Genomic DNA, 23492 nt, shown 5'->3' on the forward strand with positions numbered 1-23492 from the left:
CGATGCGGTTTTTCGGGCTGATGATGACGGCGGCAGCCGCGTTGATTCCGGCGGCGGCGCATGCACAGGCGCGGCCCGATCAGAAAGCGTTCTTCGGGCTCTATAAGGAACTGGTCGAAACCAACACGACCTTGTCGGTCGGCGATTGCACCAAGGCCGCCGAGCAGATTGCGACGCGGATGAAAGCGGCGGGCTATGCGGCCAAGGATTTGACGATCTTCGCGCCGCCGGGCCATCCCAAGGAAGGTGGCCTTGTCGCGATCCTGCCGGGCAGCGATGCGAGCGTGAAGCCGATGCTGCTGCTCGCGCATCTCGATGTGGTGGAGGCCAAGCGCGAGGATTGGGCGCGTGATCCGTTCAAGCTCGTCGAAGAAAACGGCTATTATTACGCGCGCGGGACCGTCGACGACAAAGCGCAGGCCGCGATCTGGACCGATTCGATGATCCGCTTCAAGCAGGAAGGCTATAAACCCAAGCGGACGATCAAGCTCGCGCTGACCTGCGGCGAGGAGACCAACGAAGCGACCAACGGGGCTGACTATCTGACGCGCGAGAAACGCGCGCTCGTCGACGCCGAATTCGTGCTCAACGAAGGTGGTGGCGGGCGCTACACCCCCGACGGCAAGCGTGAAGTGCTGGCGCTTCAGGTCGGCGAGAAAGCCTCGCAGAATTTCACCTTCACGGTCACCAACCCCGGCGGGCACAGCTCGCAGCCGGTGCCCGACAATGCGATCTACCAGCTCGCCGACGCACTCAAGGCCGTCCAGGGCTATGAATTCCCGATCAAATTCACCGAAACGACGCGGCAGTTCTTCGGCGCGATGGCGTTTGCCAAGGGCGGCGCGCTCGGCAGCGCGATCACCAAATTGCTCGCCGATCCGACCGACAAGGCGGCGGATGCGATCGTTAGCCAGGACAAGACGCTGCATTCAACGCTGCGCACCACCTGCGTCGCAACGATGGCGAGCGCGGGCCATGCCGGCAACGCGCTGCCGCAGCGCGCGCAGGCGACGGTCAATTGTCGCATCTTCCCCGGCGAAACGGTGGAGGGGACGCTTGCCAAGTTGAGCGAACTGGCAGGGCCGAAGGTGAAGGTGTCGGCCAACCAGCCGATCCGTCCACTGGCGATTCCGCCGACGCTCGACCCCAAGATTGTCGGCCCGGCCAAGGCGCTCGCGGCCAAGCATTTCCCCGGTGTCCCGATGTTGCCGATCATGTCCACGGGCGCGACCGACGGCATTTTCTTCGAAGCGCTCGGGATTCCGGTCTACGGCGTCCCCGGCACTTTCGTCGATCCTGACGGCAATGGCACGCACGGCCTCAACGAACGCATCCGCGTCGAGTCGATCTATGCGAGCCGTGACTATCTGTTCGATCTCGTGAAGGCCTATGCGGGGTAGTCCCGACCTAGACCGTCACCTGCTCGCCCAGTTCGAGCACCTTGCCCGGCGGGATGCGCAGGAAATCGGTCGGGTCGCTCGCGTTCCTTTGCAGGAACATGAAGATGCGGTCCTGCCATAGCGGCATGCCTTCGTCGGCCGATGCTTTCAGCGTGTTGCGGCCAATGAAATAGCTGGTCTTCATGGGGTCGATCGGCGCCATCGCGTCGCCCGCGCCGCGCGCCAGATCGGCGGGGACGTCGGGCGTTTCCATAAAGCCGTATTTCAGCACAACGGCAGCGAAATTTTCGTCGATCCGCTGCACATGCGCGCGCTCTTCGGGCAGCACGACGGGCCGGTCAGCGGTGCGGACGCTGACGATCAGGTTGCGAGCATGCAGCACTTTGTTGTGCTTCAGATTGTGCAGTAGCGCGCCCGGCGTGTTCGCCGGATTGGCGGTGAGGAACACGGCGGTCCCCTCGACGCGTTCGGGCGGGCGTTTGGCGAGTGCTGCGGCGAGATCGGCGAGCGGAATCGCCTGGCGCCCCTCAAACGCGCCGACAATTTTGCGCCCGCGCATCCAGGTGATGATCAACAACCCGATCGTCCCTGCGATCAGCAACGGCACCCAGCCGCCTTCGACCACACGCAGGATATTCGCGCCGAAGAAGATGAGGTCGAGCGCAAGGAAAGGCGCGATCAGCAGGATCGCGGTCGACCGCTTCCAATGCCAGTGATGCCGCACGACAATATAGGCGAGGCAGCTCGTCACCACCATCGTGCCCGTTACCGCAATGCCGTACGCCGCCGCCATTGCCGATGACGTGCGGAACTGCGTTACCAGCACGATGATGCCGATCAGCAGCAGCCAGTTGATCGACGGCAGGTAAATCTGCCCGAGGTGCGCCGCCGAGGTCTGGCGGATGCGCAGGCGCGGCAGCAGTCCGAGCTGAATCGCCTGTTGCGTCAGCGAATAGGCGCCGGTGATGACAGCCTGGCTCGCGATGATCGTTGCTAGCGTCGCGAGGATGATCAGCGCAATGCGCACCGGCTCGGGCGCCATCAGGAAGAACCAGTCCTGATTGGCAAAGGGCTTGCCCGCGGCCGCCGCAGCCTCGAGCGCTGAAAGCGCGAACGCGCCTTGCCCCAGATAATTGAGCGAGAGCGCCGGCAAGGCGAGCGCGAACCAGCCGAGCTGAATCGGGGCACGACCGAAATGGCCCATATCGGCGGTCAGCGCTTCGGCGCCGGTGACGGTCAGGAACACGGCGCCCAGCACGAACAGCCCGATCACGCCGTGGCTGAACATGAAGCCGACGCCATAGCTTGGGATCACCACCCGCAGGATCGATGGCTCGTCAGCGATGTGATAAATGCCGAGGCCTGCAAGCGTCAGGAACCACAGCACGCAGATCGGGCCGAATAATTTCGAGACGCTCGCGGTGCCGCGTGACTGAATGAGGAACAGCCCGACCAGAATGGCGATCGTCAGCGCGATGATCGTGTCCTCGCTGAACAGCGCACCGGCCCCCGGGATCGTCTTCAGCCCCTCGACTGCCGACAGCACCGACAGCGCGGGCGTGATGATTGCATCGCCATAGAACAGCGCGGCGCCGGTCGCACCCAGCGCCAGCGCGATCGTCGCGCGCGCGCCAGCCCCCTGCGATTCGCGAAGCGACCGGCGGGCAAGCGCGGTGAGCGCCAGCACCCCGCCTTCGCCCTGATTGTCGGCGCGGGTCAGGAACAGCACATATTTTAGGCTGACGACCAGGATCAGCGCCCAGAGCGCGAGGCTGAGCACACCCAGGATTTCGCTCGGGTCGATGCCATCGCCTGCGGTTTGCTGAAGCGCTTCACGAAACGCATAAAGCGGGCTGGTGCCAATATCGCCGAACACAACCCCGATCGCGCCCAGCGTAAGCGGCAGGGTGGCGAGGCTGATCCGCGACGAGCCGGGGGGCGCATGGGGAGCGGAAAGCGTAATGGTCATGGGGTCGCGCGGCCTTTACGCCTGTCGTTGTGGGGTGCAAGAAATTTCGGTGCTTGAAGGCGGCGCGCGCACCCTGCATAGCGAGCCATGGTTCGCCTTTCGTTCGCTGGACATGATTTCGACGCCCTGCCGCAGGGCGCGCTTTATTGGCCTATGCGGCGGGCGTTGCTGGTTGCCGACCTCCATTTCGAAAAGGCGAGCTGGTTTGCCCGCGGCGGCCAGATGCTGCCGCCCTATGACAGTATGGCGACGCTGAGCGATCTGACGGCAATCGCCGCCGCGCTCGACCCGGTCGAAGTCTGGTGTCTTGGCGACAGTTTTCACGACAACGCAGGCTGCGACCGGCTGGGCGACGAAGCACAAACCCGGCTCCGCGCGCTGACAGCCGCGACGCGTTGGACCTGGATCACCGGTAATCACGACTTTCGCGCGCGCGCCGACCTGGTCGATCGTTGTGGCGGCGCTGTGGTCGACGAAGCGTTGGTCGACGGATTGCTGCTCCGGCACGAGGCCGATCCTGCCGAGACACGTCCTGAACTCTCGGGGCATTTTCATCCCAAGCTGCGCGTGCGGCTGCGCGGTCGCTCGGTGTCGCGGCGGTGCTTCGTCGCCAGCGCGACCAAGCTGGTGCTGCCCGCCTTCGGATCGCTGACGGGCGGCCTCGACGCCGCGCACCCCGAAATCGTGCGCGCGGTTGGCCGCGAAGCCGAAGCGCTGGTGCCGGTGGAAAACCGGCTGCTGCGCTTCGCCCTCGCGGCCTGAACGCGGTTGCAGACTGAGCTGACTCTCTTCCAACCGTTCGCCCTGAGCTTGTCGTAGGGCTGTCCTTTCTACCGCGATGACCTCGCAAAGAAGAGCGGTGCTTCGACAGGCTCAGCACAAACGGGGTAAGGTTGGTCAAACCCCGTCGGACGTCGCCTTTTAGCGCGCAATTGGCGCGAAGGCGGTCTTGAACGCTGCGACCTTGGGCTTGTCCCAATGGACGATGTACGGGTGGTAGGGATTCCGGTCGAAGAAATTCTGGTGATAGTCTTCGGCGGCGAAAAACTGGCCCTGTTCGATCCGCGTTACGATCTTCGACGGATAGACATGCGCGTTGTCGAGCTGCGCGATGTACGCTGCTGCAACCGCGCGCTGCTGGGCATTTTGCGGGAAAATCGCCGAACGATAGCTCGGGCCGCTGTCGGGGCCCTGACGATTGAGCTGCGTCGGGTCATGCGCGACCGAGAAATAGACGCGCAACAGCGTGGCATAGCTCACCACCGACGGATCATAGACGATCTTCACGGCTTCGGCATGGCCGGTGGCTTCGGTGCTGACCTGATCATAGGTCGCGGTGGCTGCGGTGCCGCCGGCATAGCCCGACGTGACGGACTTCACGCCCTTCACATGTTCGAAAACGGCTTCCATGCCCCAGAAACAGCCGCCCGCGACGATCGCGGTCTGGAGTGTGCCGGTGCGGGGGGCATCGATCTTGGCGGCCGGAATAACCACCGCGCGTTCGGCGCTGGCCGAACCGGCACTCAGGGCGGCGATGGAAAGTCCGGCAAAGCCGACAAAAGCTATCAAACTGCGCGTCATACAAATCCTCTTGGTTGACCCAAGCGACTATTCGGTCGGCGCTCGCTGACGGTTACAACCGAAATCAGTGCACGCCCGACACAGCCGCTGGGACGAGCGCAAGCAGCGGCGACGCGGTGGCGGGCGACATTGCCATCATGCCGATCGTGCCGAGCACGAAACCGCTGGAGATCTGCCACAACAGCGGCGACTTGAAAAACTTCAACATAACATTCTTCCCTAAGGCGCAGCGCGATCACATCGGCGACCAGACGCTGGTGCATTCGCAGTAGCGCCAAAATCGTTACGACCGGTTGCGAAACAAGCCTTCTCAATCGTCAACGCAGCGTTTCGCAACACGGCGCGATTGGGATGGATGATCGACGCTCAAGCTACGGCGGCGCAGGCTTCCTGGATGCGCGTGCAGGCTTCGCGGAGGATTGTTTCCGACGTCGCGTAGCTGATCCGCATCGCCGGCGAGAGGCCAAAGGCGACGCCGGGGACGGCCGCGACGCGCGCTTCGTCGAGCAAATAGGTGACGAGCGCGCTATCGTCCGTGATCACCGCGCCCTTGGGCGTACGGCGCCCGATCAGCCCCGAACAATCGGGATAGACGTAAAAGGCGCCCTCGGGCTTGGGGCAGTGCATGCCGCGTGTGCCGTTGAGCATACCGACGACGAGATCGCGCCGCGCCTGAAATGCCGCCGCGCGCGTTTTCAAAAAGCCGTGGTCGCCGTTGAGCGCGGCGACTGCCGCCGCCTGCGCGATCGAACAGGGGTTCGACGTCGATTGCGACTGGAGCTTGCCCATCGCCTTGATCAGCCATTCGGGGCCACCAGCATAGCCGATCCGCCAGCCGGTCATTGCATAGGCTTTCGAACAGCCATTGACCGTCAGCGTGCGCTCGTAAAGCTCTGGCACCACTTGCGCGATCGTTGCGAATTCAAAGCCGTCGTACAGGATGTGCTCGTACATATCGTCGGCAAGCACCCAAACCTGCGGGTGGCGCAGCAACACCTCGCCCAACGCACGCAATTCGGCGATTGAATAGGCGGCCCCGGTCGGGTTCGACGGCGAATTGAGGATGACCCATTTGGTGCGCGGCGTGATCGCGGCTTCGAGCTGTTCGGGGGTCAGCTTGTAATTCTGGTTGGGACCGGCGGGCACGAACACGGGGGTGCCGTTGGCGAATTGCACGACATCGGGGTAGCTGACCCAATAGGGCGCGGGGATGATGACTTCGTCGCCCGCGTCGATCGTCGCGACCATCGCGTTGAACAGCGTGTGCTTGCCGCCGACATTTGCGGTGACCTGGCTGATGCCATAATCAAGCCCGTTGTCGCGCTTGAACTTGGCGACGATCGCGGCCTTGAGCGCGGGCGTGCCGTCGACGTCGGTATATTTGGTTTGGCCTGCGCGGATTGCCTCAATCGCCGCTTCTTTCACGAAATCGGGGGTGTCGAAATCGGGTTCGCCTGCGCTCAGGCCGATCACATCGACGCCAGCGCGCTTCAGGGCGCCGACTTTCGCGGTGATGGCGAGCGTGGGCGACGGGCTGATGCGGTTGAGCGCGGCGGAGGGCTGCATGCTGCGGGGCCTTATGCGGGAGGGTCGCAGGGCTATAGACGCGCCCGTTGCTGCGGTGCAACCACCGCCGGGACCAGGCCGCGCAAGGCATTGCCGATGAAGAAGCCGTTGGCGAGATCAGCGGGCGTCAGATCAGCTTCGACCGCGCCACCGCTATCGATCAGGCTCGAGCGTAGCACCCCGGGGAGCAGCCCGCGCGCGAGCGGCGACGTCAGCAGCATACCGTCGCGTTCGATGAACAACGAGGTGAAGCTGCCCTCGGTCAGAAAACCCTCGGCATCGGTGAAGGCGACTTCGAATGTGCCCGCCGCGATCCGGGCATCATCGTAAAAGGCTCGGTCGCTCGTCTTGTATCGCAGTCGGAAGTCGGTCGGGGGCACGGGCAGGGGGACGACGGCCACCGCCACGGGCGTATCGGGCCGCATCGGGGCGGCGGCGGTTTCAATGGCGAAGGCGCCGCTCTTGCTCAGCAACAGCCGCACCCGACTGGGGCTGGCCAAGCGGAATGTCGCCGCCTGGAGCTCGTTGCGCGCGGCATGCCGGTCGAAGGCGAAGCCGAACGTCGCGGCGCTCGCCTTCATGCGGGCGAGATGGCGTTCGAGCAGCGGGATGCCCGCGACGGGATCGAATGCCATTGTTTCAATCAGGTCGAAACCGCGCAGCCCGGTCGTCAAGAAGGCGCCTTTCGCTTGCGCCTCGTCCCATTCGGCGAAGCTGGTTGAATCGGCGACGATGCCCCCGCCCAACCCGATGGTTGCTTCCGCCGCGCCTTCAGTCAGACGCAGCGTCCTGATCGCCACGTTGAACATCGCGTTACCGCCGGGATCAATCCGCCCGATCACGCCGGTATAGACGCCGCGCGGCTGGCCTTCGATCGCGGCCAGCGCTTCGATCGCCCGGATCTTCGGCGCGCCTGTAATCGATCCGCAGGGGAAGAGCGCGCCCAGTACGTCGACCGCGTCCTTGCCCGGCGCGAGATCGGCGGTGATGGTCGACACCATCTGATGCACCGTCGGATAATGCTCGACCGCGAACAGCTCGGGCACGGCGACCGATCCCGCGACGGCGACGCGCGACAGGTCGTTGCGCATCAAGTCGACGATCATCAGATTTTCGGCGCGCTGCTTCGGATCGGTCGCGAGCGATTCGGCTGCCGCGCGGTCAAGTGCCGGGTCGGCATCGCGTCGCGCGGTGCCCTTCATCGGGCGCGCCGTCAGCTGCCCGCCTTCCAGCGCGAAGAACAGCTCGGGCGATAGCGACAGCAGGGTTTCCTCCCCGGTCGCGACCACCGCGCCATAGCCTGCCGCCGATGCCGCGCGCAGCCGCGCATAGAGCGCGAGCGGATCGCCCTCGACCCTGACCTGCGCGGGAAAGGTCAGATTGGCCTGGTAGAGATCGCCGGCGTTGATCAACGCAATCACTTGCGCCAGTCGGGCGTCATAGGTGGTGCGATCAATCTGCGGTTCGGGCGCCGCGTTCCACGCTCCCGCCGGATCGGGCAGCCATCCCGCGACATCGGCGATGGTTGCAAAACCGTCGAACAGGCCGAACCACAGCAGTGGCCCGGCGATGTCGGCGGGCGGTGCCAGCCCGGGCTCGAAGGCGGCGGCGGCCTCATAGGCAAGATACCCCGCCGCATGCAGCCCACGCGCGACGCCCGCCCGCACCACATCAAGCGCTGGACCCACCGCCGCAATCTTGCCCGCCACGATCACCTCGACCGGATCGCGATAGAGGCGCGCGATCGCGCCGCCCGGTCGGGCATCGTCAAGCAGGATGAAGGGAGGCAAGGGCATGGGCTGCCGACAAATGCACCGTGGCGCGCCCGCTCGGCAACCCCCGTTGCTTGCGGCGCTCTATTGCGGGGGCTATCCCCGGGGGCATGACGACTTCACCGATTCAGGCCGCGATCATCCCGGTCACGCCGCTCCAGCAGAATTGCACCTTGCTGTGGTGCACGAAGACGATGCGCGGGGCCTTTGTCGATCCCGGCGGCGATCTGCCCAAGCTGCGCGCGGCGGTCGCCAAAACCGGGGTGACGATCGAGAAAATCCTGATCACCCACGGCCATATCGATCACTGCGGCGAGGCAGGTGTGCTAGCTGAGGAGCTGGGTGTGCCGATCGAGGGGCCGCATGAGGCCGATCGCTTCTGGATCGCGCGGCTCGATGAGGATGGCCGCAACTATGGCATTCGCGGCGTGCCGTTCGAACCCAACCGTTGGCTCGATGAAGGCGACACGGTCACGGTCGGCGATCTCACTCTCGCCGTGCGCCACTGCCCTGGCCACACGCCGGGTCATGTCATTTTCCACCACGCGGGCGCCAAGCTCGCGCTCGTTGGCGATGTGTTGTTTCAGGGCTCCATTGGGCGCACCGATTTTCCGCTCGGCAATCACCAGGACTTGCTCGACTCGATCGTCACCAAGCTCTGGCCGCTGGGTGACGACACGGTGTTCATCCCCGGCCATGGCCAGCCGAGCGATTTTGGCACCGAACGCCGCCAAAACATGTTCGTCAGCGACCGCGCGCTCGCGGCCTGAGGGTCAGCCGCGCGCCGGTGGTGCGTCGACGGCGACCGGCGCGGGCGCGGCGCGGAGTGGCAGCGACAGCGCGTAAAGGCCAAGGCCCAGCGTCACCAGCAGCGCAAGGATGGTGCCGATGAACCGGCCTTGCGGGAAACGATTCTCCATCCCCAGCGGATGCGCGATTCGGCCAAACAGGAACAGCCCGGCGACGATCCACAGCCACAGGCTCGATCCTTCGGCCAGCTCGATCACCCCGATCAGGACGAGCACAACGGGCGTGTATTCGGCGAAATTGGTGTGCGAGCGGCTGCGCGCCAGCAGCAGATCATTGTCGAGATGGCCCAGCCCACCGCCCGCCGCCGCGCGCGAACGACCGCTGCGAAGCGCGAGCCAGACATTGATCAGTCCGGCGATACCCGCCGCGCTCAAGGTGATCGGCAACAGGGCAACGGCCATCAGGCAATCTCGCAACGGGTGAAGGTGCGCGCGTGGTGCCACCCATCGGCACCGCTTGCAACTGCGCGTGAAATCGGTATAGGCAGCGCCCTTCGCGAAGAGTCTGGCCGCTGGTGGCTATCTGCGGCCGGGCGGCTGTGGTATCCATCGGCAGCTTGGCGTTCGCCGTTCGTTTGCCATTTTGTCGAAAGCTAAGGTGCCGCCATGGCCGTCCCAAAAAGAAAGACCTCGCCCTCCAAGCGCGGCATGCGTCGCAGCCACGATTCGCTGAGCGTCGCCTCGTTCCAGGAATGCCCGAATTGTGGCGAACTGAAGCGCCCGCACGTGCTATGTGGTGCCTGCGGCCATTATAACGGCCGCGAGATCGTCTCGGTCGAAGGCTGAGATCAGCCGACCGGGGGGACTGACGTGGCATGAACTCCCGGATCGCGATCGACGCGATGGGCGGCGATGACGGCTTGGCGGTAATGCTGGCCGGCACGGCGCAAGCCTGTTCGCGCTATCCCGACTCAAGCTTCCTGCTGGTGGGTGATGAAGCGGCGATTCGCGCCGGCTTGGCGCGCTATCCCGATCTGGCCGCGCGCGCGGAAATCGTCCACGCGCCCGATGTCGTCACGTCGAGCGAAAAGCCGAGCACGGCGCTGCGCCGCGCCAAGACCACCTCGATCGGCATCGCGATCGATCTCGTCAAGCAAGGTCAGGCCGCCGCCGCCGTATCGTCGGGCAATACTGGCGCGCTGATGGCGATGGCCAAGCTCGCGCTGCGCACGCTCCCCGGCATCGACCGGCCGGCGCTCGCCGCGACCATGCCGAGTCTCGGCGAGAATGACGTGGTGATGCTCGATCTGGGCGCCAACACCGAATGCGATGCGGCCAATCTGGTGCAGTTCGCGGTGATGGGCGCGGCCTATGCCCGTACCACTTTCGACCTCGCCTCGCCGCGCGTGGCCCTGCTCAATATCGGTACCGAGGATCTGAAGGGCACCGACAATATTCGTGACGCCGCCGCGCAATTAAAGGCCGCGACGCATTTGCCGATGACTTTTGCCGGCTTTGTCGAGGGCAACCGGCTGTCGCGCGGCGATCTCGATGTCATCGTGTGCGACGGCTTTTCGGGCAATATCGCGCTGAAGACCGCCGAGGGGACCGCCCGCTTTGTCGCCGACCTGCTCAAGCGCGCGTTCAGTAGCTCGTTCCGCTCGAAGGTCGGGTTCCTGATCTCGCGCCCGGCGACCAAGCTGCTGCGCGATCACCTCGACCCCAATAATCATAATGGCGCGGTGTTTCTGGGGCTGAACGGCATTGTCGTCAAAAGCCACGGCAGCGCCAATGAGAATGGCGTGGCGCATGCGATTGCGCTCGCCGCCAAGCTGGTGCGCGACGATCTGACCCGGCGGATCAGCGACGACCTCGGCAATTTCGAGGCCAAGGCAGCATGATTCGCGCGGTCATCAGCGGCACCGGCTCGGCCCTGCCCAAGCGCTGCGTGCTCAATGCCGAGCTAGCGGCGATGGTCGATACCTCGGACGAATGGATCGTCGAACGCACCGGCATCCGCATGCGCTATATCGCTGGCGAGGGCGAGACCACCGCGAGCCTTGCCACCGATGCCGCCCGCGCCGCACTGGCAGCGGCGGGTCGGGACGCGCGCGATGTCGACCTGATCGTGCTGGCAACCGCGACGCCCGACCAGACTTTTCCGTCGTCAGCGACCAAGGTCCAGCATGCGCTCGGTGCGGGCGATTGCGTGGCGTTCGATGTCGCGGCGGTCTGCTCGGGCTTCCTCTACGCGCTGCAAGTGGCGGAAAACATGATCCGCGCCGGGACCGCACGCTGCGCGCTGGTGATTGGCGCCGAGACGTTCAGCCGCATCCTCGACTGGGAAGACCGTGCGACCTGCGTGTTGTTCGGCGACGGCGCAGGCGCGATCGTGCTTGAGGCCGAAGAGGGCGACGGCACGCGCGGCGTGCTCGCAAGCAAACTCCACGCCGATGGCGCGTTCAACGATCTGCTGTTCGTCGATGGCGGCCCGTCGACCACGGGCACGGTCGGCAAGGTCCGCATGAAGGGGCGCGAGGTTTTCCGCCATGCCGTGTCGAAGCTCGCGGCCGTGATGGAAGAAGTGCTGGCGACTGCCGGGCTGACCGCCGCCGATGTCGACTGGGTCGTGCCGCACCAGGCCAATGTCCGCATTTTGGATGCAACCGCGAAGAAGCTTGGGCTCGATCCGGCGCAGGTGATCGTGACGGTCGATGTCCACGCGAACACCTCGGCGGCCTCGGTGCCGCTCGCGCTCGACACGGCGGTGCGCGACGGTCGCATCAAGCGCGGTGACCTGCTGGTGCTCGAAGCGATGGGCGGTGGCTTCACCTGGGGCGCAGCGCTCGTTCGCTTTTGATCGCCACGGCGGCGCATCAGGTAATTTGCTAAGCTTTACGGCTGTGTTAGGCTGATTTCCTGTCAAGGGGAGGAATGCCGCATGGTTGCAGCGGGGACGTTAACACGGGCCGATCTGGCCGAAGCGCTTCATCGTCAGGTCGGTCTGTCGCGGACTGATTCGGCGCGGATGGTCGAACAAATCCTGGGTCACATGTGCAACGCACTGGCCGAGGGCGAGAATGTGAAAATCTCGGGCTTCGGCACGTTCGTGCTGCGCGAAAAGGGCGAGCGCATCGGTCGCAATCCAAAGACCGGCGTCGAAGTGCCGATCGCACCGCGCAAGGTGATGACCTTTCGCGCGAGCCAGATGATGCGTGAGCGCATCGTCAAGGCGGGGTAAGTCATTCCTATCATGTCGGAAAAGGCGCCGGGCGCCTATCGGACGATTGGCGAACTGTCGGAAGAAACGGGCGTCGCGCGGCATATATTGCGCTATTGGGAAACGCGTTTCCCCCAGCTCAGGCCGCTGACCCGGGCGGGCCGGCGACGCTATTACCGACCCGATGATGTGGCGCTGGTACGCCGCATCAACGCGCTGTTGGGCAGCGAGGGCTATACCATTCGAGGCGTGCAGACGCTGCTCGCCAGCGAAGCCAAACGTGTGGCGACCTGCGACGCTGATGCGGTTGGAGCCGTGCGCCGTGCCCTTGTTGCCGCGCTCGACGCCGATCGCGGTTGACGATCACCGTCGCGAGTCGCGGCAGTATTTGTGGTCCGATCACGCGCCAAAATCGGCTGATGGCGTTCGAATCGCTGCCCAATTACCCGGATTGGGTACCTTGCTCCGGGACCAAGCCGCTGCGCAACAATCGGGCGACCGCGCGCGCCACGGTGTCGGCGCTCAATTCCTCGCCCCACACGCCATAGCGCAGGCCGAGGAACACGTTCATGCCCATGATCGCCCACGCATGGACTTCGCTGTGGTCGCCGCGCACTTCGCCGCGCGCCGCTGCCGCTTCCAGACGCTGGGCAATGCGCTCCGCCGTCGTCGAATAATGCGCGCGAAAGCTTTCGGGATCGACGAATTCAGCCTCGTCGATGATGCGGTAGATTTCCTTGTGGCCGCGCACAAAGTCGATGAACGCTTTCAGCCCCGCCTGCTCGGCGGCAACCTGGTCGGGCGCCGACTGTAGCACCGGGGCGACATGATCGCGGACCTGATCCGACATGTCGCGCACCAGCGCGCGGAACAGCGCGTCCTTGCTGTCGAAATAAGTGTAGAAACTCCCCAGCGCGACGCCCGCGCGTCGGGTGATGCCGCTGATCGACGCTTCATGAAAACCGCGCTCGCCGAATTCGCTGCGGGCGGCATCAAGGATGGCGCGCCGCGTCTTGCGACCGCGATCGGTGCGCGGCTGTTTGGCGTCGGGTGAGGCGGTTGTTACCGGCATTGCGTTTGGTGTTATCTCCGAAGTTGAAACATGGTTCAACTTTCAGTATAGGTCGCTGGAACCCGAGCGCAACCCGCAGAAGTCCGCGCCGGCCATAGGAGGGACTCACGATGACACACCGCACTGCCAGCCTTCGTGCCGCGCTTTTCGCAGGCGCCACGTTGATCGCCTTGCCTGCCGCCGCCCAGACAGCGCCCGCGCCGGAACCGCAAGCCACCCCTGCGGTCGCCGATACGGACGATGTAGTCGTGATTGCGCGGCGCCGCGAGGAACGGCTGCTCGACGTGCCGATCGCGGTATCGGCGCTGTCGCAGACCGATCTCGCCAAGCTGCAGGCAATCGATCTGTCGGGCATCCAGGGCGCCATCCCGAACGTCAATCTGGTGCAGGGGCGCGGCTCTTCGACCAGCGCCAACTTCTTCATTCGCGGCATCGGCCAGCCCGATGCGCTCCAGACTTTCGATCCGGCGGTCGGCGTCTATGTCGACGGCGTTTATCTCAGCCGCATTCAGGGCGCGCTGCTCAACCTGTTCGACGTCCAGCGCGTCGAAGTACTGCGCGGGCCGCAGGGCACGCTTTATGGCAAGAACACGATCGGCGGTGCGGTCAACATCGTCACGCGCAAGCCCGATCTCACCGGCTTCCATGCCAGCGCCGACGTCACCTATGGCGCGTACAATCAGGTGCTGCTCAACGGCTATGCCACTGCGCCGCTGATCGAGGACAAGCTCGCGCTGTCGCTGGCGGGGACGTATGACACGCGCGACGGGCTGGTCACCGATCCACTGACCGGGCGCCGCTTCAACGACCGCAATTTGTGGGCCGGACGCGGCATTTTGCGCTTCAAGCCCGCTGACGGCTTCGAATTCACGCTGTCGGGCGATTACACCAAGCAGCGCAATGCCGCGACCTTGGGCTATCCGACCGCGCCGCTGCTGCGCACCAGCCTGTTCCCGGCCGGCGCCACGGTGCTGGTACCGGCCCAACCCTATGGCCCCTATAATTTCCGCGCCTCGACCAGCCTGACACCCACCCAGGGCCAGCGGCTCGACCATTGGGGCATCGGCTTCACCGCCAACATCGACATCACCGACACGCTGCAATTCGTGTCGATCACCGGCTATCGCAAGCTCGACCCCAGCTTCTTCATCGACATCGATGCCAGCCAGTTCCTGCTCGGCGACGTGTTCGTCGGCGTGAACCAGAAGCAGTTCAGCCAGGAACTCCAGCTCAAATACAACGGCAACAAGCTGAAGGGCGTGTTCGGGCTTTATTATCTGAACGAGGATGTCCGCTCGCATCAGGAAGCCTATGGCAACGACATTTTCACGTTCCTCGGCGGGCCGGTGTCGTTCACCCGGCTGATCGACGATGTGCAGAACACCAAAAGCTATGCCGCGTTCGGCCAGCTCACCTATGATTTCACCGATCGTTTCGCCTTCACCGGGGGTTTGCGCTACACCAAGGAAGACCGGCGCTATAACCGCTTCACGACGACAATCTCGTCGCTGGCGTTGCTGAACAACCTTCAGTTCCGTTTCCCCGACAATCTGCCGGCGCCGCTCAACACCGATAACGTGGCGAGCTTCGATGCCTGGACGCCGAGCTTTACGCTGAGCTTCAAGCCCAACCGCGACAGCCTGATCTACGCCAGCGCCAATCGCGGCTTCAAATCGGGTGGGTTCAATGGCCGTGCGAACAGCGTCAATGATCTGACGTTGGTCGTCAACGGCGCGCCGACGATCGTCAACCGCTTCCGCCCCGAAACCGTGTGGACGTATGAAGTGGGCGCCAAAGGCAGCTTTGCTGATGGCCGGGTTAAGCTGTCGGCAGCCGCCTTCTATTCGGATTACAGCGATTTTCAGGCACGCGTCGGCGGCGGCGTGGTGGGCGCGGCCAACACCGGCGTGTTCCCGGTGATCAACGCCGGCAAGCTGCGCATCTGGGGGATCGAACTCGAAGCGATCGCCAAGCCGACGCGCAACTTCACGCTGACGGGGTCGTTCGGCTATCTCGACGCCAAATACCTGCGCTTCGATGATGGTCGCCGGGTGCCGCCGGGCACCTTCTCGTGCAACCCGACCGGGGCTGCGATCACCTGCCGTCCGGCGTTCGCGCCGCCAATCTCGGCGCGCCTCGCAGGCGATTATGTCGTGCCGATCGGGTCGAGCAAGCTGACACTCGGGCTCGAAGGGCGCTTCATCGACAAGCAGTTCCTGTCGGTCGACAATCGCGCAGGGTTGACCGAGCCGGGCTATGCGCTCGGCAATGCCTATGCGCAGCTCGACCTGGAGCGCAATTTCTACCTGCGCGCGGCGGTGAAGAATTTCTCTGATACGCGCTATCGCACCGACGGGCAGGAATTTTCGAGCGTCGCCAACATCCAGACGGTCTATTATGGTGACCCACGGACATGGTCGATCACGGCGGGGTTCCGGTTCTGAGCGATTGCGTGGTGCTGATGTGCGCGGTGGGCGAGCGCGACGAGGCCGAGGCGATTGCTGCGGCGCTGGTCGCGGCCCGGCTCGCCGCGTGCGTCCAGCTGATGCCGGTCGATAGCGTCTATCGCTGGGAGGGGAAGACCGAGCGCGCAAGCGAAGTGATGCTGCACGCGAAGACGACGCGCGATCGACTGGCCGAGGCCGAGGCGCTGATCAAGGCGCGGCATAGTTACGCGCTCCCGGAGATCATCGCGGTGCCGATCGTCGGCGGGTCGGCGGAGTATCTGGCGTGGGTGCGGGCGGCGGTGACTCAGGAGCCAGCGTGATCCATCTCGACCCGTTTGTTTCGAGCGAAGTCGAGAAACGGGCCGCGAGCGACGCACAAGGTGTCTCGACTTCGCTCGACACGAACGGGAAGGGCTATGCTTGACCCAATCTCATCGCCCGCCCGCCGCCCTGTGGGCCACGGCACAAGGCCGGGGTGACGATGAGCGGGGAAGGCGGGCTGGGCGCTACCGCTCCCGCGTCGCGCTGAAGGTGACCTTGTTGTAGCGTTCGGCGATGTAGTTCACTTCCCACGCCGATTTCGCCAGAAACACCGGGTTGCCGTCGCGGTCCTTGGCCATCGCGCCGCGATTGAGGTCCATGAAGCTCTTGAGTTCGGCCGGGTCGGTCGCCGATACCCAGCGCGCTGTTTCGAACGGTGCCATTTCGAGTCCCGCGTCGACCTTATACTCGGCCTCCAAGCGCGACAGCAGCACTTCGAGCTGGAGCTGCCCGACCACGCCGATGATCCAGTTCGAGCCGATTTCGGGATAAAAGACCTGCGTCACCCCTTCCTCGGCCATATCGTCGAGCGCCTTGCGCAGTTGCTTGGTTTTGGTCGGGTCCTTGAGCGCCACGCGGCGCAGGATTTCGGGCGCGAAATTAGGGAGGCCGGTGAAGCGCACATCGGCGCGCTCGCTTAGCGTGTCGCCGACCCGCAGCGTCCCGTGATTGGGGATGCCGATGATGTCGCCGGGAAAAGCCTCGTCGGCCAGTTCGCGGTTCTGGGCGAAGAACAGGATCGGCGAATGGATCGCGATCGGCTTGCCATGACCGGTGGGGGTGAGCTTCATGCCACGCTTGAAGGTGCCCGAGCACAGCCGCATGAAGGCAATACGGTCGCGGTGATTGGGGTCCATATTGGCCTGCACCTTGAACACGAAGCCGGTGACTTCGGTGCCGTCAGGGCTCACCGGCGCAGGCTCGGCGGGTTGCGGGCGCGGACCTGGCGCGTGGCGGGCGAGCGCGTCGATCAGCTCGCCAACCCCGAAGTCCTTGAGCGCCGAACCGAAATAGACGGGCGTCTGATCGCCCGCGCGATAGGCTTCGGCATCGAACGCGCCGTATCCGCCGAGCGCGAGTTCGGCCTCGTCGCGCAGCCGCGCCACGCCGACATCGGACAGCGGCCCGGCGAGCGCGGGATCGTCGACGCCGGTGAACTGCGCTGCCTTCCCGAGATATTCGCGGCTGCCGCCCTCGGGCTGCATCAGCCGGTTGGTGTGGAGGTCGTAAATCCCCTCAAACTCGCCGCCCATCCCGACCGGCCAGCTCATCGGCGTCACGTCAAGCTGGAGCATGTCGGCAATCTCGTCGAGCAACGCGAACGCGTCGCGCCCCTCGCGGTCGACCTTGTTGACGAAGGTGATGATCGGCACCGACCGCAACCGGCAAACCTCGAACAGCTTGCGCGTTTGTGCCTCGATCCCGCGCGCGGCGTCGATCACCATCACGGCGGAGTCGACGGCGGTCAGCGTGCGATAGGTGTCCTCGGAAAAATCCTCGTGGCCCGGCGTGTCGAGCAGGTTGAAGGTAATGCCGTCCTTCTCAAACGTCATCACCGACGAGGTGACCGAAATGCCGCGCTGCTGTTCGATCTTCATCCAGTCGGAGCGGGCGCGGCGATTCTGTCCGCGCGCCTTCACCTCGCCGGCGAGATGGATCGCGCCGCCGAAGTAGAGCAGCTTTTCGGTCAGCGTGGTCTTGCCGGCGTCGGGGTGGGAAATGATCGCGAACGTGCGACGGGGAGAAATCGAGGTCATCCCTACCCCCTACCCGTTCGTGTCGAGCGAAGTCGAGACACGGGCGCCAGGCGAGTCGCTTTTGGCCCGTCGCTCGACTGGGCTCGGGACGAACGGGGGGATCAAGGCGTGAGCGTCACGCGCATCTCGCATTGCCATGTCGCACCGGGAAGAATCTCGAACACGCCGGGCTTGTCGCGGAATTCGCCGTTGAACCCGACGCTGTCGGCAATGCCGTGCCACGGCTCGATGCAGACGTAGCGCGCGCCGGGCTTGGTCCAGACGCCGAGCCGGGGCGTGTCGGGAAAGGCGATGTCGAGCTGCGGCCCGGTGCTCGCGCCATAGCGCAAAGCGCGTGAGGTGACGGGGTTCCAGATCAGCGCGTCGGCTTCAAACAGCGCATCGGCGAGGGCGAGCGTGTCGCTGGCAACCGGGGTCGGGCGATCCTCGGCGATCAGGCCGTCAAGGTTCAGGCCGCGCACCGGACCCGGCTCGGGCGCCTTGAAGACGATCCGGTGATCCTCACGCGCGGCGCCGTACGGCAGTGGCCACGCAAAGGCGGGGTGCCAGCCGAAGCTTGCGGGAAGCGGCGTATTGCCGGGATTGCCGATCTTCGCCGTCATCGTCAGCGTTGCGCCGTCGATCGCAAAGCCGATCTCGAGCAGGAATCCGAAGGGGTACATCGCGCGCGTTTCAACCGAATCGGTCATGCGGAACAGCGCATGGGTCGGCGACGACTCGGCGAGATCGAACGTCGATCGCCGCGCAAAACCATGCTTTTCCATCCGGTAGGATTCGCCGTCGACCCATAAAGTGTCATCGTTCAGCCGCCCCACGATCGGGAACAGGATCGGCGCGCGTCCGCGCCAGAATGCCGGATCGGCATCGGTCATCAGTTCACGTCCGTCGGCGTCCTTGAGCGACGAAAGCTCGGCGCCAAGCGGGTTGATCGCGGCGCGAAGGTCGGCGGAGCCGATTGTGAGAAACTCGGTCATGCGTGCCTTTGTCGAAAGAATCAGGCCGGGATCGCACGCATGCGATTGCCGCGCGCGTTGTGCTCAACCTCGGCCAGCCCCAGCCGCTCCATCAGCGGCGGCACATACATGCCGAAGCGGCCACGAAAGCCCTTTTTCAGGCCGTACCAGCCGCCGATCGGATTGTCGGGCGATCGTCCCCAAGCCTCGACGGTGCCGGGTTTGGCCTCCTTCTGCTCATCGGCCGAGCCGAGTTCGATCCAGTCGCCCTGCGCAACGAGCATCGCGTGCAGGTGGTCGAGGCACCGGGCGTCATAGTGCAGCACGGTCTTGCCGACCGTACACACCAGGATCGCGGCGCCGCCGCGCTCGCCGCGGTGCATCGTGAAGTCGCTCGTCAGCGGCGGCGTCTTCAACTGCCACGGGTCTTCGGGCGTGCCCGATCCCAGCGCTGATGTGCCGTCGCTCATGACCGCGAGAATAGCCGATCAGCCGCGCAGAGTCGCCCCCAGTTTCGCTGCCGCCGCCACGACCTTGTCGGCGATGGCCTTCAACTCCTCATCGGTGAAGCTCTTGTCGACGGGTTGCAGCGTCACTTCGATCGCGAAGGACTTTTGCCCGTCGCGCTCGAACCGGTCGAACAGCCGCGCCCCGGTGATCGCCTTTTTGTCGACGCCGCGCACCGCGCGCACCAAAGTGTCAGCAGCGAGATCGGCGGGGACGAGGAAGGCGAAGTCGCGCGTCACGGCTTGCAGCGCGGGCGGCGCATAGGCCGCGCGCATGAAGCCGCTCCCGCCACGCTTGGCCGGAATCGCATCGAGATACAGCTCCACCGCCGCAACCGCGCCGTCGAGGTCGAACGCCTTGAGCGTCAGCGGATGGAGGATGCCGAACGCCGCGAGCACCGTCTTCGGCCCCAGCCGCAGCGTCCCCGACTGGCCGGGATGCCACGCCTCACCTGCGTCGCCAAACACCTGGAGGTTCTCGACCGGCACGCCGGCTTCGGCCAACAGCGCCAGCGCTTCGGCCTTGGCGTCGAACGCGTCGAAGCCCTGCGCCTTGCCGCTCTGCCAGTTGCGCGGTGCCTTGTTGCCCGCGAGCACGACGCCCAACGTCATCCGCTCGGCATCGCTCAGGTACCGACGGCCGAGTTCGAACAGCCGCACGCTCGGCACGCCGCGCTTCAGGTTGCGCGCGGTGGCGGCGAGCAACCCCGCCAGCAGCGAGGGGCGCATCACCTTCAGGTCTTCGCTGATCGGGTTGGCGAGCGTCCAGCTAAAGTTGCTCGACCCCCGGAACACCGCCGCCTGCGCTTCAGGTAGGAAGCTCCACGTCACGGCTTCGTTCAGCCCGCGCGCAGCGGCGGCGCGGCGGACGCGGCGTTCGAGCTTCTGTTCGGGGGTCGCGGTCGGGCGCGCGACGCCGGGGGTGCGCGGGAGCGGCACCGGCGGCACCTTGTCGATGCCCTCGATGCGAATCACTTCCTCGACCAAGTCGGCGGGGCCATCGACGTCGCGGCGCCAGCTCGGCACGCCGACGTGCCAGTCGGGCGACACGGTGAAGCCGAGCGATTCGAGAATGTCGCGCTGGCGATCGGGCGCGATTGCCAGTCCGCCAAGGGTTTCGGCCCGGTCGGGATCATAGGCGATCGTCTTCGTCGCCAAGGGTGGGGAGCCGGCGCGCGTGACTTCGCTCGGCGTCCCGCCGCACAGCTCGACCACCAGCGCAGCGGCAATCGCCAGCCCTTCGTCGAGGAAAGCGGGGTCGACGCCGCGCTCGAAACGGGTGCGGGCGTCGCTGGTGAGGAGCAGCTTCTGGCCGGTGCGGGCAATGCCTTCGGGATCGAAATAGGCGCATTCGATCAGCACCTCGGTGGTCGTCGCCGACACGCCGGTCTCTTCGCCGCCCATGATGCCGCCGATGTCGTGGACCTTCACCGCATCAGCGATGACGGTGATCGTCTCGTCGAGCGCATAGGTCTTGCCATTGAGCGCCACCACGCTTTCGCCCGCGCGCGCCTTGCGCGCGACGAGGCCACCGTCGAGCTTCGCCACGTCATAGACGTGCAGCGGGCGGCCAAGATCGAACATCACATAATTGGTGATGTCGACCAGCACCGAAATCGGCTTTTGCCCGATCGCTTTCAGACGCCGCTGCATCCATTCGGGGGCGGGGCCATTGGTCACACCCCGCACCAATTGCCCGTAGAAGGCCGGGGCGCTGTCCGGATCGTCGGTGGCTACTGAGGGACCCGCGCCCGATACGGACAGCGAGACGGGCTTCAGCGGGCGCAAATGGCCCATGCCGCCCGCCGCGAGGTCACGCGCAATGCCGCGCACGCCCATGCAATCCTGCTTGTTGGGCGTCACCGACACATCGATCACCGGGTCGGTGAGTCCGGCATAATCGGGATAGGCAATGCCGACCGGCGCATCGCCAGGCAGCTCGATGATGCCGTCATGATCGTCGCCGAGCTCAAGCTCTTTCGCCGAGCACATCATGCCGTTCGATTCAACGCCGCGGATCGAGGCGACCTTGAGCTCGAAGCCACTCCCCGGCACGACCGCGCCTGCGGGTCCGAACACGCCGAGCATCCCGGCGCGGGCATTGGGCGCCCCGCAAACGACTTGCAGCGGGCCATCGCCTGCATCGACCTGAAGCACTTGCAGTTTGTCGGCCTGCGGGTGCCGCTCTGCCGACAGCACGCGCGCCACCCGGAACGCCGCGAGCGCCGCGCCGGGGTCTTCGACGCCTTCGACTTCGAGCCCGATCCGGGTGAGCGCGAGCACGATCTCATCGAGCGAGGCGCTGGTATCGAGATGCTCCTTGAGCCAGCTTAGCGTGAACTTCATGCGCCGACTCCCCCGCTCAAGGTCGGCACGTCGAGCACGCCGAAGCCATAATGGCGCAGCCAGCGGATATCGCCGTCGAAAAAGGCGCGCAGATCGTCCATCCCGTATTTGAGCATTGCGAGGCGATCGATCCCGCAGCCGAACGCAAAGCCCTGCCACACATCGGGATCATAGCCGCCCGCCTCGATCACCTTGCGGTGGACCATGCCGCTCCCCAGCACTTCCATCCAATGGTCGCTGCCGCCGATCACGCGCTTGCCGTTCTGGATGGTGTAGCCGACATCGACTTCCGCCGATGGCTCGGTGAAGGGGAAATAGCTCGGGCGCAGCCGCAGCACGATGTCGTCGCGCTCGAAATAAGCCTTGAGGAACGTCTCGAGCGTCCATTTGAGATGGCCGAGCGTGATGCCCTTGTCGATCACGAGGCCTTCGACCTGGTGGAACATCGGCGTGTGCGTGGCGTCGCTGTCGCTGCGATAGGTGCGGCCCGGCGCGATGATATACACCGGCTTGTCGCCGCCTGCTGCCTGCATCGCGCGGATTTGCACCGGGCTGGTGTGCGTGCGCAGCACCATCGGCTTTTCATGCTCGCCCGCGAGGTAGAAAGTATCGTGCATCGCCCGCGCCGGGTGGGTCTCGGGGATGTTGAGCGCGGTGAAGTTATACCAGTCGGTCTCGATTTCCGGCCCGGTTGCCACCGCGAAGCCGAGATCGGCGAAGATTTCGGCGAGCTCGTCCATCACCTGGCTCACCGGGTGGATCGTGCCGAGCGGCAGCGGCTCGGCGGGCAGCGTCATGTCGAGCGTCTCGGCGGCGAGCCGCGCATCGAGCGCTGCCCGGTCGAGCGCGGCCTTGCGCGTGGTCAGCGCTTCGGTGACGGCTTCACGCAAGGCGTGGATACGCGGCCCTTCGCTCTGGCGTTGCTCTGGGCTCATGCCCCCCAATGTCTTGAGCAACGCCGTCACGCCGCCCGATTTGCCGAGCGCCGCGACACGGATCGCCTCGACCGCGTCGGGACTCGTCGCCGCTTCGATCTGGCCGATCAGGTCGGTTCGCATTTGTTCGAGATCAGTCATCCGCCCGTTCCTTTGCCCCGCGCCTGCTAGCGGGAGATGCACCAAAGAAAAAGGGCGCCGGTGTTGCCACCGACGCCCCATATTCAAACTCGCGCCAGAACCGCTCAGGCGGCCTGGGGCAGAGCCGCCTTCGCTTGCGCGATGATGCCGCTAAATGCGCCGCCTTCGTGCATGGCGAGATCGGCGAGGACCTTCCGGTCGAGTTCGATGCCGGCGAGCTTCAGCCCGTGCATGAACTGCGAATAGGTGAGGCCTTCGGCGCGGACGCCGGCGTTGATGCGCTGGATCCAGAGCGCCCGGAACGAGCGCTTCTTAACCTTGCGGTCGCGATAGGCATATTGCCCGGCCTTTTCGACGGCCTGGCGAGCGATGCGGATCGTGTTCTTGCGACGGCCATAATAGCCCTTCGCCGATTCGAGGATCCGCTTGTGCTTGGCGCGGGTGGTTACACCCCGTTTGACGCGTGCCATTTATCTGTGCTCCCTCAGCTCAGGCCGTACGGCGCCCACGCCTTGACGGTCGCGGTGTCGGCCTTCGACAGCACCGAGGTGCGGCGATTCTGGCGAATATATTTGGCGTTGTGGCTGATCAGCCGGTGACGCTTGCCCGCGACACCATGCTTCAACTTGCCCGTCGCGGTCAGCGTGAAGCGCTTCTTCACACCGCTCTTGGTCTTGAGTTTGGGCATTTTCGTCTCCTTCGTTTGCGCGACGATCTATGAACGACCACGGCAGCCCATACCGGCCGGACCATTCCT

Annotated in this window: 24 protein-coding genes; 10 read left to right on the plus strand and 14 right to left on the minus strand. The window is 65.0% G+C overall.

Features of this window, described 5'->3' with window-relative positions; genetic code table 11:
• Positions 1-2 precede the first annotated feature (2 nt).
• A complete protein-coding gene (locus K2W81_RS09050; protein WP_294103535.1) occupies positions 3-1400 on the plus strand; it encodes a M20/M25/M40 family metallo-hydrolase in 1398 nt (465 codons plus the stop codon).
• 7 nt (positions 1401-1407) lie between these two features.
• Here K2W81_RS09050 and K2W81_RS09055 read toward each other — a convergent pair whose 3' ends face one another.
• Positions 1408-3369, minus strand: coding sequence for a potassium transporter Kup (locus K2W81_RS09055; RefSeq protein ID WP_294103537.1), 1962 nt, complete (start codon positions 3367-3369; stop codon positions 1408-1410).
• Between the two features lie 87 nt (positions 3370-3456).
• Here K2W81_RS09055 and pdeM point away from each other — a divergent pair, with 87 nt between their 5' ends.
• Positions 3457-4131, plus strand: a complete 675-nt coding sequence (gene pdeM, locus K2W81_RS09060) for a ligase-associated DNA damage response endonuclease PdeM (RefSeq protein ID WP_294103539.1) — start codon at positions 3457-3459, stop codon at positions 4129-4131.
• A gap of 159 nt (positions 4132-4290) precedes the next feature.
• On the opposite strand, the gene msrA is transcribed toward pdeM, so the two are convergent.
• The 4 genes from msrA to pabB all read right to left on the minus strand — a co-directional run bounded on the left by msrA (position 4291) and on the right by pabB (position 8312).
• Positions 4291-4950, minus strand: coding sequence for a peptide-methionine (S)-S-oxide reductase MsrA (gene msrA, locus K2W81_RS09065; protein WP_294103541.1), 660 nt, complete (start codon positions 4948-4950; stop codon positions 4291-4293).
• 64 nt (positions 4951-5014) lie between these two features.
• Entirely contained in the window at positions 5015-5158 is a 144-nt protein-coding gene (locus tag K2W81_RS09070; protein WP_294103543.1) for a hypothetical protein, read from the minus strand.
• Between the two features lie 158 nt (positions 5159-5316).
• Positions 5317-6516, minus strand: a complete 1200-nt coding sequence (locus K2W81_RS09075) for a pyridoxal phosphate-dependent aminotransferase (protein ID WP_294103544.1) — start codon at positions 6514-6516, stop codon at positions 5317-5319.
• A gap of 32 nt (positions 6517-6548) precedes the next feature.
• Positions 6549-8312 carry an aminodeoxychorismate synthase component I gene (gene pabB, locus K2W81_RS09080; protein WP_294103546.1) on the minus strand — a complete coding sequence of 588 codons (1764 nt, stop codon included), beginning with the start codon at positions 8310-8312 and terminating at the stop codon, positions 6549-6551.
• 86 nt (positions 8313-8398) lie between these two features.
• Here pabB and K2W81_RS09085 point away from each other — a divergent pair, with 86 nt between their 5' ends.
• The gene (locus tag K2W81_RS09085) at positions 8399-9058 is read left to right on the plus strand and encodes an MBL fold metallo-hydrolase (protein ID WP_294103548.1); all 660 of its coding nucleotides are present in this window, start codon (positions 8399-8401) and stop codon (positions 9056-9058) included.
• Between the two features lie 3 nt (positions 9059-9061).
• On the opposite strand, the gene K2W81_RS09090 is transcribed toward K2W81_RS09085, so the two are convergent.
• Positions 9062-9499, minus strand: coding sequence for an MAPEG family protein (locus tag K2W81_RS09090; protein WP_294103552.1), 438 nt, complete (start codon positions 9497-9499; stop codon positions 9062-9064).
• A gap of 204 nt (positions 9500-9703) precedes the next feature.
• On the opposite strand from K2W81_RS09090, the gene rpmF reads away from it, so the two are divergent.
• The 5 genes from rpmF (at position 9704) to K2W81_RS09115 (ending at position 12617) form a co-directional block, all read left to right on the plus strand.
• A complete protein-coding gene (gene rpmF, locus K2W81_RS09095) occupies positions 9704-9883 on the plus strand; it encodes a 50S ribosomal protein L32 (protein ID WP_294103553.1) in 180 nt (59 codons plus the stop codon).
• A gap of 29 nt (positions 9884-9912) precedes the next feature.
• A complete protein-coding gene (plsX, locus tag K2W81_RS09100; protein WP_294103554.1) occupies positions 9913-10938 on the plus strand; it encodes a phosphate acyltransferase PlsX in 1026 nt (341 codons plus the stop codon).
• Positions 10935-11897: a beta-ketoacyl-ACP synthase III gene (locus tag K2W81_RS09105; protein ID WP_294103556.1), complete on the plus strand. Its 963-nt coding sequence runs from the start codon at positions 10935-10937 to the stop codon at positions 11895-11897. Before plsX ends, K2W81_RS09105 begins: the two co-directional genes overlap by 4 nt.
• A gap of 81 nt (positions 11898-11978) precedes the next feature.
• Positions 11979-12278, plus strand: coding sequence for an integration host factor subunit alpha (locus K2W81_RS09110; protein WP_294103558.1), 300 nt, complete (start codon positions 11979-11981; stop codon positions 12276-12278).
• Between the two features lie 12 nt (positions 12279-12290).
• Complete coding sequence (locus tag K2W81_RS09115; protein WP_294103560.1) at positions 12291-12617, plus strand: MerR family transcriptional regulator; 327 nt, start codon at positions 12291-12293, stop codon at positions 12615-12617.
• An 82-nt stretch (positions 12618-12699) separates the two neighbouring features.
• Here the strand turns inward: K2W81_RS09115 and K2W81_RS09120 are convergent, their stop codons facing one another.
• A complete protein-coding gene (locus K2W81_RS09120; RefSeq protein ID WP_294103562.1) occupies positions 12700-13329 on the minus strand; it encodes a TetR/AcrR family transcriptional regulator in 630 nt (209 codons plus the stop codon).
• A gap of 110 nt (positions 13330-13439) precedes the next feature.
• On the opposite strand from K2W81_RS09120, the gene K2W81_RS09125 reads away from it, so the two are divergent.
• On the plus strand, positions 13440-15773 hold the full coding sequence (locus K2W81_RS09125) for a TonB-dependent receptor (RefSeq protein ID WP_294103564.1): 2334 nt from the start codon (positions 13440-13442) through the stop codon (positions 15771-15773).
• Positions 15743-16096, plus strand: a complete 354-nt coding sequence (gene cutA / locus K2W81_RS09130) for a divalent-cation tolerance protein CutA (protein ID WP_294103566.1) — start codon at positions 15743-15745, stop codon at positions 16094-16096. The genes K2W81_RS09125 and cutA overlap by 31 nt, the downstream gene beginning before the upstream one ends.
• Before the next feature lie 186 nt (positions 16097-16282).
• On the opposite strand, the gene K2W81_RS09135 is transcribed toward cutA, so the two are convergent.
• The 7 genes from K2W81_RS09135 to rpmI all read right to left on the minus strand — a co-directional run bounded on the left by K2W81_RS09135 (position 16283) and on the right by rpmI (position 23423).
• Positions 16283-17854 carry a peptide chain release factor 3 gene (locus K2W81_RS09135; protein ID WP_294103568.1) on the minus strand — a complete coding sequence of 524 codons (1572 nt, stop codon included), beginning with the start codon at positions 17852-17854 and terminating at the stop codon, positions 16283-16285.
• Positions 17855-17955: 101 nt separating this feature from the next.
• The gene (locus tag K2W81_RS09140) at positions 17956-18828 is read right to left on the minus strand and encodes an aldose 1-epimerase family protein (RefSeq protein WP_294103569.1); all 873 of its coding nucleotides are present in this window, start codon (positions 18826-18828) and stop codon (positions 17956-17958) included.
• A 20-nt stretch (positions 18829-18848) separates the two neighbouring features.
• Complete coding sequence (locus tag K2W81_RS09145) at positions 18849-19277, minus strand: DUF6855 family protein (RefSeq protein ID WP_294103570.1); 429 nt, start codon at positions 19275-19277, stop codon at positions 18849-18851.
• An 18-nt stretch (positions 19278-19295) separates the two neighbouring features.
• Positions 19296-21659, minus strand: coding sequence for a phenylalanine--tRNA ligase subunit beta (pheT, locus tag K2W81_RS09150; protein ID WP_294103571.1), 2364 nt, complete (start codon positions 21657-21659; stop codon positions 19296-19298).
• Positions 21656-22735: a phenylalanine--tRNA ligase subunit alpha gene (gene pheS, locus K2W81_RS09155; RefSeq protein ID WP_294103572.1), complete on the minus strand. Its 1080-nt coding sequence runs from the start codon at positions 22733-22735 to the stop codon at positions 21656-21658. Before pheS ends, pheT begins: the two co-directional genes overlap by 4 nt.
• Before the next feature lie 104 nt (positions 22736-22839).
• Positions 22840-23205 carry a 50S ribosomal protein L20 gene (gene rplT, locus K2W81_RS09160; RefSeq protein ID WP_294103573.1) on the minus strand — a complete coding sequence of 122 codons (366 nt, stop codon included), beginning with the start codon at positions 23203-23205 and terminating at the stop codon, positions 22840-22842.
• 14 nt (positions 23206-23219) lie between these two features.
• Positions 23220-23423, minus strand: coding sequence for a 50S ribosomal protein L35 (gene rpmI / locus K2W81_RS09165; protein ID WP_294103574.1), 204 nt, complete (start codon positions 23421-23423; stop codon positions 23220-23222).
• Positions 23424-23492: the final 69 nt, after the last annotated feature.

Origin of the sequence: Sphingomonas sp. (assembly GCF_019749955.1) — a bacterium.
Classification (GTDB): domain Bacteria; phylum Pseudomonadota; class Alphaproteobacteria; order Sphingomonadales; family Sphingomonadaceae; genus Sphingomonas.